The sequence below is a fragment of the Dellaglioa algida DSM 15638 genome, from assembly GCF_001434695.1.
Classification (GTDB): Bacteria; Bacillota; Bacilli; order Lactobacillales; family Lactobacillaceae; genus Dellaglioa; species Dellaglioa algida.
Map to the genome: position 1 here is coordinate 297,334 of NZ_AZDI01000001.1, position 12,228 is coordinate 309,561.

At 36.7% G+C, this 12,228-nt stretch carries 11 protein-coding genes; all 11 read right to left on the reverse strand.

The features are described 5' to 3' along the window. Positions 1–30 precede the first annotated feature (30 nt). Positions 31–408: a GNAT family N-acetyltransferase gene (locus FC66_RS01535; RefSeq protein ID WP_338131897.1), complete on the reverse strand. Its 378-nt coding sequence runs from the start codon at positions 406–408 to the stop codon at positions 31–33. Then, a complete protein-coding gene (locus FC66_RS08105; protein ID WP_235804031.1) occupies positions 351–506 on the reverse strand; it encodes a hypothetical protein in 156 nt (51 codons plus the stop codon). The genes FC66_RS01535 and FC66_RS08105 overlap by 58 nt, the downstream gene beginning before the upstream one ends. Before the next feature lie 109 nt (positions 507–615). Next, positions 616–2,457 carry a translation elongation factor 4 gene (gene lepA, locus FC66_RS01540; RefSeq protein WP_057973610.1) on the reverse strand — a complete coding sequence of 614 codons (1,842 nt, stop codon included), beginning with the start codon at positions 2,455–2,457 and terminating at the stop codon, positions 616–618. 123 nt (positions 2,458–2,580) lie between these two features. Then, positions 2,581–3,717, reverse strand: a complete 1,137-nt coding sequence (gene dnaJ / locus FC66_RS01545; RefSeq protein ID WP_057973611.1) for a molecular chaperone DnaJ — start codon at positions 3,715–3,717, stop codon at positions 2,581–2,583. A 125-nt stretch (positions 3,718–3,842) separates the two neighbouring features. Then, positions 3,843–5,678: a molecular chaperone DnaK gene (gene dnaK, locus FC66_RS01550; RefSeq protein ID WP_057973612.1), complete on the reverse strand. Its 1,836-nt coding sequence runs from the start codon at positions 5,676–5,678 to the stop codon at positions 3,843–3,845. 25 nt (positions 5,679–5,703) lie between these two features. After that, positions 5,704–6,300: a nucleotide exchange factor GrpE gene (grpE, locus tag FC66_RS01555; protein WP_057973613.1), complete on the reverse strand. Its 597-nt coding sequence runs from the start codon at positions 6,298–6,300 to the stop codon at positions 5,704–5,706. Positions 6,301–6,317: 17 nt separating this feature from the next. After that, positions 6,318–7,361: a heat-inducible transcriptional repressor HrcA gene (gene hrcA, locus FC66_RS01560; RefSeq protein WP_057973614.1), complete on the reverse strand. Its 1,044-nt coding sequence runs from the start codon at positions 7,359–7,361 to the stop codon at positions 6,318–6,320. Between the two features lie 162 nt (positions 7,362–7,523). Next, positions 7,524–8,459: a riboflavin biosynthesis protein RibF gene (gene ribF, locus FC66_RS01565; RefSeq protein WP_057973615.1), complete on the reverse strand. Its 936-nt coding sequence runs from the start codon at positions 8,457–8,459 to the stop codon at positions 7,524–7,526. Between the two features lie 16 nt (positions 8,460–8,475). Next, positions 8,476–9,381: a tRNA pseudouridine(55) synthase TruB gene (gene truB, locus FC66_RS01570; protein ID WP_057973616.1), complete on the reverse strand. Its 906-nt coding sequence runs from the start codon at positions 9,379–9,381 to the stop codon at positions 8,476–8,478. A 135-nt stretch (positions 9,382–9,516) separates the two neighbouring features. Next, positions 9,517–9,870 (reverse strand): 30S ribosome-binding factor RbfA, encoded by a 354-nt coding sequence (gene rbfA, locus FC66_RS01575; protein ID WP_057973617.1) that lies wholly within the window; start codon positions 9,868–9,870, stop codon positions 9,517–9,519. 28 nt (positions 9,871–9,898) lie between these two features. Then, positions 9,899–12,217 (reverse strand): translation initiation factor IF-2, encoded by a 2,319-nt coding sequence (infB, locus tag FC66_RS01580; RefSeq protein ID WP_057973618.1) that lies wholly within the window; start codon positions 12,215–12,217, stop codon positions 9,899–9,901. Positions 12,218–12,228 lie beyond the last annotated feature (11 nt).

Sequence of the window (12,228 nt, forward strand, 5' to 3'; positions counted from 1 at the left end):
CCTGGTATTTTAAGTATTATTCTCCGATAATTAAATAACCTTAACCATGTTAAACCACTCTGCTCCACCATGCTTAGATAAAGCCATTCCTTCATTTTTAAAGCCATGTCTTTCATAGAATCCAATAAGTTCGCGTAAACACGTCAGAGTAACCGCTTGTCGCTTATTAGATAACGCATTTCCTTCCATAGCTTTAAGTAGCTGACCCGATATTCCCTGATGCTGATACTTTGCAGAAACAGCTAAACTTAAAATACTCTGGAATCCTCCGTTCGCAGGGTTTACGGTCGTTTTTATAAATAAATCATCTGTTAAATATCGTTGATTAACGACTGGCCCATTAATAAAACCTATGACCTTATTATCTTCGTTGCGAGCAACAAAAAATGTATCCGTAATATGCTCGATTCTTTCGTTGCCGCCTGTCCTGGAACAAATCCAGCTTCTTCAATTTTGAATATATCTAATAAGTCATCCGGTTTTACATTAGTTATTTTAATAGTCAACTAAAAAAATCCTCCAGTACATTTATTCGTTAAAATACAAAAAGACTGAATTGAGGTGAACCCACAATAAAACCCAGTCTTTTATATACTAATATTTAATTTAAAAAATCTATTTTTTCTTAGTTTCTTCCTCTTCGTCAATCTTCAAGACAGCCATAAATGCTTCTTGAGGAATCTCAACGTTACCAACTTGCTTCATTCGTTTCTTACCAGCTTTTTGTTTTTCTAAAAGTTTCATACGGCGTGTACGATCACCACCATAAAGCTTAGCCGTAACATCTTTACGATAAGCTTTAATATTGGTTCTCGCAATAATTTTTTGCCCAGCCGCAGCTTGGACTGGAATTTCAAACATTTGACGGGGAATTAATGTCCGTAGTTTGTTGACAATTCCCTTACCGCGTTCAAACGAGAAATCCCGATGGACAATAAAGCTTAAAGCATCAACTGCTTCACCATTTAATAAGATATCAACCTTAATTAAATCACTTGGACGATAACCTTCTTCTTCGTAATCAAGAGAGGCATATCCACGCGTATTTGATTTTAACTTATCGAAGAAATCAAAAATAATTTCCGATAAAGGCATATGATAAATAATGTTGACACGGAATTCATCTAAATAGTCCATGGTATCAAAAACGCCACGTTTTTTCTGGCAAAGTTCCATAACCGCACCAACGTATTCATTAGGTACCATGATACTTGCCTTCACATATGGCTCATTAATTTGTTTAATTGATGATGGTTCCGGCATTTCAGAGGGATTAGAGACAATTAACTTCTCACCATCAGTTAAATCAACATGATAAATAACGGATGGTGCCGTCGTTATCAAATCTAGCCCAGATTCACGTTCTAAGCGTTCTTGAACAACATCCATGTGCAACAACCCTAAGAACCCACAACGGAACCCAAATCCCAAAGCTTGAGACGTTTCTGGTTCAAACTGCAGAGCAGCATCATTCAACTGTAATCTTTCAAGCGCTTCACGTAATTCATTATATTTTGAATTATCAACAGGATAGAGTCCACAGTAAACCATCGGATTAATTGCACGATAACCGTCTAATGGCTCAGTAGCAGGATTATCTGCCGATGTTACGGTATCACCGACTCGCGTGTCACGAATATCTTTAATTGCCGCTGTAATATAACCAACGTCACCAGCCATTAAAAACTCGCGGTCAACAGCCTTGGGTGACATAACGCCAACTTCCGTAACTTCATATTTCTTCTTACTGTTCATTAATTCAATCATATCACCAGGTTTTACGACGCCATCAACTACTCGGATACTTAAAACAACACCACGATAGCTATCATAAATTGAATCAAAAATTAATGCCTTAAGTGGTTTCTTTAAATCACCACTTGGTGCAGGAATTTTTGTAACAATTTGTTCAAGCATCTCTTCAATACCAATGCCATTTTTTGCACTCGCTAAAACGGCATCAGAAGCATCTAATCCAATAACATCTTCAATTTCTTTTTTCACCATTTCAATATTAGCAGATGGTAAATCAATTTTATTAATGACTGGTAAAATTTCAAGATCATCATCGATTGCTAAATAAACGTTTGCAAGAGTTTGTGCTTCAACCCCCTGAGCAGCATCAACAACAAGCACAGCTCCCTCACAAGCAGCTAAACTTCTTGAAACTTCATAAGTGAAATCGACATGTCCTGGTGTATCGATTAAATGGAAGATATATGTTTCACCATCTTTAGCAAGATAATGTAACTCAACCGCATTTAATTTTATTGTAATACCACGTTCTCGTTCAAGATCCATTGAATCCAATAATTGATTCTTCATCTCACGTTTCGTAACTGTATCAGTCATCTCAAGGATACGATCCGCAAGCGTTGATTTTCCGTGATCAATATGTGCCACAATCGAAAAATTACGAATATGTTTTTGTCTGTCTTGCATTTCTTCAAAATCCATTAATTGCGTCCTACTTTCTTGTCTCTATCTTTTTCAAGTATAACAATCAACACGGGTAAACACAATTACAGTTCTTGTACAAAAAAATAGAATCATCTCATTAAGACGATCCTATCTTCCGATTTATTTTTTACCTTTAAATTGATCTTTTAACTTATCAAACAAGTTACCTTCACCAACAACATTTTTGCCGCTAGCTGTAGCAAACTCTTTTAAAGCTTCTTTTTGTTCTTTTTTCAAGTTACGAGGCGTTTCGATATTAACCGTCACTTGTTGGTCACCGTTACCTTTACCATGTAACTTAGGTGCACCCTTATCACGTAATCTAAATGTTGTTCCTGTCTGAGTTCCAGCTGGAATTTTCATTTTAACGTCACCGTGTACCGTTTCAACCGTCACTTCGTCACCCAAAGCAGCTTGAACGAAACTTATCGGAACATCAATATAAATCTCAGATCCTTCGCGATCAAAAGTTCCACTAGCTTGGACTCTAAAGATAATGTACAAATCTCCATAAGGCCCGCTATTCTCGCCCGCTTCACCTTGTCCTTGTAGACGCATTTGTTGACCATCTTCAACGCCGGCAGGAACGGTTACTTTAACTTCATGTCTTTCGTCAGTATGACCTGAACCATGACAAGTTTCACATTTTTCTTCAATTTCTTTACCTGAACCATGACAAACGTCACATTCTTGTTCAGTCATCATATTGCCAAGTGGTGTCCGACGCTCAACTTGAATTGTGCCTCGTCCGCCACACTTGCGACATGTAATTGGAGATGTTCCAGGTTTTGCACCAGAACCGCCACAAGTGGCACAAAGACTTTTACGATTGTATTTGATTGTTGATTCCTTACCAAAAACACCTTCGTTAAATGTCAATGTCATCTCGTATTGTAAATCACGTCCTGCACGCGGAGCAGTTGGGTCTTGAGTAGCACCGCCACCGAAAAATGAACTGAAAATATCTTCAAATCCACCGCCGCCAAATCCACCTTGTTGGCCTTGACCACCAAAACCTCGGTAGCCACCACCTTGTGATCCAGCTGAACCATATTGGTCATATTCAGCCTTCTTTTGTGGGTCCCCAACAGTCTCATAAGCTTCAGTAATTTCTTTGAATTTATCTTCCGCACCAGCATCTTTATTAATATCTGGATGATATTGTTTAGATAACTTACGGTACGCTTTTTTTATTTCCTCAGGTGATGATTCCTTAGTCACACCAAGTACATCATATGGATCTCTGTTCTCTGCCATTCCGTACCTCCGAATAACCTTTTTGGTTTTTATTGCTCTAAATAGGATAACATGCCTAACATGAAATAAAAAGTCAAAGTCCCAAAGGCCTTTGACTTTCTATCATGCTTAGAATTTGGTAAAAATTATTTCTTGTCTTCAGGTTTAACTTCTTCGAAGTCACCATCGACCGTTTCATCTTTAGGGTCTTTAGCTGCGCCTTCGGCACCAGCTTCACCTTGAGCATCTTGTGCTTGTTGATATAATTTAACAGTTAGGTCTTGAACGATTTTATTCAATTCGTCTTTCTTAACTTTCATATCTTCAACATTGTTATCTTCTTGAGCTTTCTTCAAAGCATCACGAGCATCTTCTGCAGATTTAATTTCTTCTTCAGTTACTTTACCTTTTAATTCTTCTAAAGTTTTATCAACTGAGAATAATAATTGGTCAACTTCATTTTTCAAGTCAACTTCTTCTTTACGTGCTTTATCAGCTTCTTCATTTTCTTTAGCTTCGTTAACCATGCGTTCGATTTCGTCTTCTGCAAGACCACCTGAACTCTTGATTGTAATTTTTTGTTCTTTGTTTGTGCCTAAATCTTTAGCAGAAACATTAACAATCCCATTTTTATCAATATCAAATTTAACTTCGATTTGAGGGATGCCACGAGGTGCAGCAGGAATATCATTTAATTGGAAGCGACCCAATGTTTTGTTATCTGTAGCCATTGGACGTTCACCTTGTAAGACATGGATATCAACGGCTGGTTGATTATCTGCGGCTGTTGAGAATGTTTGTGACTTACTTGTTGGAATTGTTGTGTTACGGTCAATTAACTTAGTGAAGACACTACCCATTGTTTCAATACCCAATGAAAGTGGTGTTACATCAAGTAAAACGACATCCTTAACATCACCAGTAATCACACCACCTTGAATTGCAGCACCAAGTGCAACAGCTTCATCAGGGTTAACTGATTGGTTAGGTTTATGGTCTGTTTCTTTTTCAACTAATGCTTGAACTGCTGGAATACGTGTTGATCCACCAACCAAGATAACTTGATCAATATCAGCATTTATTAAACCAGCATCCTTCAAAGCATTTTGAACTGGAATACGTGTACGTTCAACTAATTCTTGTGTTAAGTTATCGAATTGTGCACGTGATAATGTTGCTTCTAAATGTAAAGGTCCAGCAGCACCGGCTGTGATAAATGGTAAGCTAATTTGTGCACTAGTAACACCAGAAACATCTTTTTTAGCTTTTTCAGCAGCATCTTTAAGACGTTGCATTGCCATTTTGTCTTTTGATAAATCAATACCATTTTCTTTTTTGAAAGTATCAACTAACCAGTCCATGATTTTTTGATCAAAATCATCGCCACCAAGTTTAGTATCACCATTTGTTGATAATACTTCAAAGACACCGTCGCCTAATTCAAGGATAGAAACATCAAATGTACCACCACCTAAATCAAAGACAAGGATTTTTTCATCTTTTTCAGTATTTTCAAGACCATATGCCAAAGCTGCTGCAGTTGGTTCGTTAACAATACGTTCAACTTCTAAACCAGCAATTTTACCAGCATCTTTTGTAGCTTGACGTTGTGAATCATTGAAGTAAGCAGGAACTGTAATAACAGCTTGTGTTACTGATTCGCCTAAGTATGCTTCAGAATATTCTTTAATGTATTGTAAAATCATTGCTGAAACTTCTTGTGGTGTATATGATTTACCTTGAATATCAACTTTATAGCCTTCTTCACCCATGTGACGTTTAATTGATGCCACAGTATCTGGATTTGTGATTGCTTGACGTTTTGCAACTTCACCGACTTGTGTTTCGCCATCTTTAAATGAAACAACTGATGGTGTTGTACGGTTTCCTTCTGGATTTGTAATAATTTTTGCTTCTTTACCTTCTAAAACAGCAACAGCTGAGTTAGTTGTTCCTAAATCAATTCCTATAATCTTTGCCATAATTTATCTACCTCTTCTTATATTATTATTGAGCGACAACGACCATTGCTGGACGTAACACTCTATCTTTTAATTTGTATCCTTTTTGAAGGACTTGAACAATTGTATCTGCCTTCTGATCATCAGAAGCAGGAACAGTTTGAACTGCTTGATGAATAGTTGGATCGAACATAACGCCATCAGTTGCAATTTCAATCACGTCATTATTAGTTAACGCTTTTTGTGCATCTTTGTAAACTAATTCGATACCTTTTTTTAGTTGCTCGCCATTTTCAGTATCGACCTCAATTGACAACGCTCTTTCTAAATTATCGATAACAGGTAAAACGTCTTTAGCTAATGACTGTCCACTATACTTCAAGAGTTGTTCTTGTTCTTTCTTAAAGCGAGTATTCATATTTGCCATCTCGGCTTCTGCCCGTAAATATTTATCTTCCATTGCATCTAGATTGACTTGTAATTCAGCCAACTTATCCGCATCAGAAGGTTTTTTACTAAATTTTTCTTTTACTTTATCAGTAACAGAACTTTTTTTCTCATTTTGATCAGTTGTTTCATTAGCTTGATGTTGCTCTTGTGCAACATCTTCCTCAACTAAATCTTCTTTGGCATCCTTAACCACACACAACACCCCTTTTCTTATTTATCAAATTGTTGATAATAATCTAATAATTTTTTTGCAAGCTCATCACTGAATGCATCGAGTAAACCAATCATCTTTGAATATGGCATATTTGTTGGACCCAATAACGCAATAACACCCTGACCATGGTCGCTAACATCATAACTAGCTGATATTAGACTATAGTTATCAAGTAATTGATTCGTTAATTCCTCACCAATCTTAATTTGAATGGGTTTACCTTGAATGCCAATCAAATCACCAATATTCTTATTATTCGATGTATCTACTAAATCGTACAGCGATTTTAGTTCATCCACGTTACTGTCAGTTGCAAAATCTAAAATATTAGATTTACCACCAACAAAAACCTGTTCACGTGCTGCCTGCTTTAAAATATTACCAAAAACATCTAAAATGCCATCCGGCCTACGCATATAATCAACCAACATAACCGGTATACTTGTCCTTAGCTTCATAGAAATTTCGGCTAACGACAACCCAATTAATTGGTCGTTCAACAACCTCGTTACAGCTTCCAAATCTGAACCATTAATTGATTTAGGAATACTAAACGTTTGATTTTCAACAACACCACTACTCATAACAAGAATAGCCATAATTCGGTGATTTCCTAGTGGAACTAATCGGAACCCTTCGAGTCGACTCTCCGTTGTTTCAGGTCGTAGTGAAATTGCCGTATAATTCGTCAAATCTGAAAGAATCTTAGTTGATTCCGCAAATATTTCATCAATCTTTTGAAAATGAACACCAAGAGAATTTTGAATATTCACCAGTTCTGCCGCCGGAACAACCCCGGGTTGAACAATATGGTCTACGTAATAACGATATCCTAAAAACGAAGGGATGCGTCCTGAAGAAGAATGCGTTTTTTTAATTAACCCTTTATTCTCCAAGGCAACCATTTCATTTCTTATCGTTGCCGAACTAACATGCATTGGCAAAAAGTCGACGACCGATTTAGAACCAACCGGTTGTCCAACTTCCGTATAAACTCTGACAATTGCTTCTAACACTAACATTTGTCTTTCCGTTAGCATGATCAATCACCTCTTTTTAGCACTTAGCACAATAGAGTGCTAAGACAACTATTAATATACTAAATGTTTAGATTGTTGTCAAGGAATGCACTCGTTTTTTTAAAGAAAATGACTGACTAAATATCTCTATTTAGTCAGTCATTTATGATTTATTTAGATTAATTAATTAAAATAAGCAATTGTCATTTTTTTATCTTGATTTAACTGTGAGATTAATCCATCAATCCCATCAAATTTAATTTCACTTCTCAAATATGACAGCCATTCGACCGTTACCTGTTGACCATAGATCATTTCATTAAAATCAAACAAATTAATTTCAACGGTTAATTCACGATCTTGCCCAAATGTGACATTATATCCGATAGATGCCATTCCACGATACCAGACACCAGATACCTGGACCCTTGTCACATAGATTCCAGGTCCCGGAATTCGAATATGCTCGTTAAACTCTAGATTCAACGTCGGAAACCCAAGTTCTCTACCCCTGGCTTCGCCATGAACAACCTCACCAATCGTTTGATACTCATACCCTAACAATCTATTCACATCGTTTATCTGCCCTTTATCGATAGCAGCCCTAATTCTAGTTGAACTTATCTTTTGATCTTCAGATATCAATTCAGGTACAGTTACAACCTCAAATTGTTGATGAGCATACTTGGCCAATGTATCCATATTAGCAATATCTTTTTTACCATAAGTATAATCAAACCCAGCAACAACAACTTGTGCATGCAGATCAATCATATACTTGGTAACAAAATCCTGTGGTGTTAAACTTGCCAAATCATTGTTTAACGTTAGGATATAAAAAATATCAACACCTAGTCCCTCCATTAATGAAATTTTCTTTTCCATTGAGGTTAAGTATTTAATACTTCGTTCAGGTTTCTTTTGAAATTGAACCGAAGGATGCTTATCAAACGTCATCACCGCAAGTTTAATTTTCTTTTCGTTGGCTTTTTGTTTAGCCTTTAGTATTACTTTTTGATGTCCTAAATGAACGCCATCAAAAAATCCCATAGCTAGCGAGATTGCCTCGTCATCAATTTCTTTAGGATCGTATGGCTCAGTTAAATAAATAACTTTCATATCACAATAACTTCCTTTACCCTAAATCAAACATTGTTTCAGATTGATAACGGTCTTTTTCACTGTTCAATCTATACAAACATCTAATTTTATTTTCATAAACTAATGCAACCATCTGTTCATCATTAAAAGAATCAATAGCCAAGAAACCACCATTTTTAACAATCGCCCATTGTTCATCAGTTAATTCATACTTTTTAAATGACGTTAATGCGGCGTCAATTGGATATAATAATGATTCCAATGTTCCATTAGCCTTGGCTTCATTAAGTTGATCAAGCGTGAAAGCTTTATCAATTCTAAAACCGCCACTTTCCAATCTGGTCAAGTCCGACATAACGGCAGGCACACCCAATTTTTTTCCAAGATCAACAGCCAACGTTCTGACATAAGTCCCTTTACCACAGGCAACTTCAAAATAAATTTTTTGTCTTTTATTTTCGGCGTCGTATTCTGCGGGCTTTGTTTGAACAAACGAAGTCACAGTAATTTCTCGTTCTGGTCGTTCAACCGTCTCACCTTTACGTGCATAATCGTACAACCGACGTCCATTAACTTTAACGGCAGAAAACATTGGTGGTATTTGAATCATTGTTCCCGTCATTTGTTTCATAACAGCATCAATTTCATTTGCTTCAAATGGTTTCAAAATATCTTTTTCTTCAATTGTCTCACCATCTAAATCTTCAGTTTCAGTAGAGAATCCAAGCGTAATTTCACCCTTATACACTTTACCAGAATTCATTAAATAGTTTACGGTCTTTGTTGCTTTACCAATACAAATTGGTAAAACACCGTCAACGTTTGGATCTAAAGTACCAGAGTGGCCAACCTTTTTAGTTTGAAAAATACCACGACATTTAAAAACACAATCGTGACTAGTCATACCACGTTCTTTGAGTAGTGGAATAATTCCGTCCATCTTCTTACCTCCGTTATTATACTTTTAATAGTATAGCATAGTCATCAAACTGAAGGATATCGTTTGTACTTTAGTATAAAAATTTAAAATAAAAAGTCTTAAAACACTATTAAATAATGTTTTAAGACTTTTAAATTAATATTCAGAATCTATTTTTTTAAGCAGTTGATCAATTTTGTCGCCATATTGAACCGACTCATCTCTCACAAAAGCTAATTCTGGTGTTTTATAAATCGAGAGTCTTGATCCAAGTTCACCACGAATTAATCCAGAAGCTTTTTCTAAACCACGTTGTGTTTTTTGTGCATCTGATGCCATATTTGACAAAATACTGTAGTAAATTGTCGCCTGTTGCAAGTCACCAGTCACATTTACACCCGTAATTGTAACACCTTCAACGCGAGGATCTCTCACGCGTTTTAAAAGAATGTCATTAACTTCTTTTTGGATTTCTTGTGATAAACGACCCACACGATAATGTTGTGTCATTGTATATCCTCCTAATAGTTGTTATGAATTATTTAACTGGAACTTCTTCCATAACGTAGGCTTCAATTTGGTCGCCTTCTCTAATGTCATTGTATTTTTCAATCATGACACCACATTCGAAACCTTGTTTAACGATCTTAACGTCATCTTTAAAGCGTTTCAAACTTGCTAATTTACCTTCGTAAATCACAATTCCGTCACGGATTAAACGAACGCCACTATCTCTTTCGATGTAACCTTCAGTGACATAAGCACCACCGATTGTTCCAACTTTTGTAACTTTGTATGTTTCACGAATTTCAACTTGGCCCGTAATTTTTTCTTCATAAACGGGTTCAAGCATCCCTTTCATGGCAGTTTCAATTTCTTCAATCGCGTTATAAATAACACGATGTAAGCGAATATCCACTTCATCAGATTGTGCTTGAAGTTTAGCTTGAGGCGTTGGACGCACATTGAAACCAATGATGATAGCGTTACTTGCTTCTGCTAAGGTAACATCACTTTCAGTGATTGCACCAGCAGCTTGATGAATAATGTTAACGCGAACGCCTTCAACATCAATCTTCTTCAAACTACCTGCAAGAGCTTCAACTGATCCCTGTACATCGGCTTTAATAATAACAGCAACTTCTTTTAATTCGCCTTCTTTAAGAGAATCAAACAAGTTATCAAGCGTTACATGAGTCACGTTTCCACGTTCCTTCGTTAAGGCACGTTTAGCACGTTCTTCACCAGCTGCGCGAGCCGTTTTTTCGTCATCGAAGACAACGAAACGATCGCCGGCACCCGGAACATCATTCAAACCAGTAATTTCAACTGGTGTTGCAGGTTTAGCTTTATTGACTTGACGACCTTTATCATTTGTCATAGTACGAACACGTCCGAAACTATTCCCAACAACAATTGGATCACCAACTTTTAAAGTTCCTTGTTGAACAAGTAATGAAGCAACCGTTCCACGGCCTTTATCAAGACGTGCTTCAATAACTGAACCAATACCTTTTTGTTTTGGATTTGCTTTTAATTCAAGAACTTCAGCTTCAAGTAAAATCATTTCTAATAACTCATCAAGGTTGTCACCAGTCTTCGCTGAAATTTCAACGAAAATTGTGTCGCCACCCCAACTTTCAGGAATTAATTCATATTCAGCTAATTGTTCTGTAACATGGGCGGGATTTGCACCAGGTTTATCAATCTTATTAACCGCAACAATAATTGGAACGTTTGCAGCTTTTGAATGATTAATTGCTTCGATTGTTTGAGGCATAACCCCATCATCAGCAGCAACAACTAATACTGTAATATCAGTAATATCTGCACCACGGGCACGCATATTTGTAAATGCAGCATGTCCAGGTGTATCCAAGAAAGTAATCGTTTTGTTATCATGTTTTACTTGGTAAGCACCAATATGTTGCGTAATACCGCCGGCTTCACCGTCAGTAACATGAGTATGGCGTAATTTATCAAGTAAGGTTGTCTTACCGTGATCAACATGTCCCATGATTGTAACAACTGGTGGTCTTGAAACAAGATTATCTTCATTTTTAACTTCAGCATCAAACAACTTGTCAATATCGGCAACATCAACATCAATTTTAGCTTCTGATTTGATTCCATATTCAGATGCTAAAATTTCAATTGTATCCGTATCAAGTGTTTGATTTTGGTTAACCATTACGCCCAGCATAAATAATTTTTTGATGATTTCTGCTGGTTCGCGATGAATCTTTTTAGCAATTTCTGCAACGTTTGTTGCTTCATTGTAAAATAAGATTTCTGGTAATGGTTTATCTTTTCTAGGTGATACTGGTGGTTTTGGCGTCGTTGAGCGACGGTTTTTCTTATTTCTGTTACGTTTGTTATAAGGATTATTCCCATAACGATTATTGTTATTAAATCTCGAACGTCCTTGCTGATTAGCGTTACCGTTATTAGCAGTTCTAGCACTTGATTGCGTACTATTTTGAGGACGACTTGCAGGTTTGTCACTTGTTGCTTTAGTTGTTGCACTCGCCGTAGTAGTAGCTGGTTTAGCTGCTACCGGATTTGTTTTTTGAGCGGCAGGTTTACTGCTCGTTGTTTTTGAAACAGGTTGTGCCGGTTTCTTAGCAGCTGGCTTATTCGTTGCAGCTTTGGGTGCAACCTTTGCAGCGGGTTTCTTTACGGCTGCAGGTTTAGCAGTCCCTTTTTTAAAGTTATCGCGGATTTGACGTTCTTCATTGTCACCAATAGTTGACATATGATTTTTAACATCAAATCCTTTTGTTGTTGCAAAATCGATAACATCTTTAGTATTCAAATCTAGCTCTTTAGCTAATTCATAAATTCTTTTTTTTCCCATATTTGCATGCT

Coding starts and splice junctions, on each gene's coding strand:
- lepA (WP_057973610.1), bottom strand. CDS start 2,457: ATGGATTTTGAAGAAATGCAAGACAGACAAAAACATATTCGTAATTTT.
- dnaJ (WP_057973611.1), bottom strand. CDS start 3,717: ATGGCAGAGAACAGAGATCCATATGATGTACTTGGTGTGACTAAGGAA.
- dnaK (WP_057973612.1), bottom strand. CDS start 5,678: ATGGCAAAGATTATAGGAATTGATTTAGGAACAACTAACTCAGCTGTT.
- hrcA (WP_057973614.1), bottom strand. CDS start 7,361: ATGCTAACGGAAAGACAAATGTTAGTGTTAGAAGCAATTGTCAGAGTT.
- ribF (WP_057973615.1), bottom strand. CDS start 8,459: ATGAAAGTTATTTATTTAACTGAGCCATACGATCCTAAAGAAATTGAT.
- truB (WP_057973616.1), bottom strand. CDS start 9,381: ATGGACGGAATTATTCCACTACTCAAAGAACGTGGTATGACTAGTCAC.
- rbfA (WP_057973617.1), bottom strand. CDS start 9,870: ATGACACAACATTATCGTGTGGGTCGTTTATCACAAGAAATCCAAAAA.
- infB (WP_057973618.1), bottom strand. CDS start 12,217: ATGGGAAAAAAAAGAATTTATGAATTAGCTAAAGAGCTAGATTTGAAT.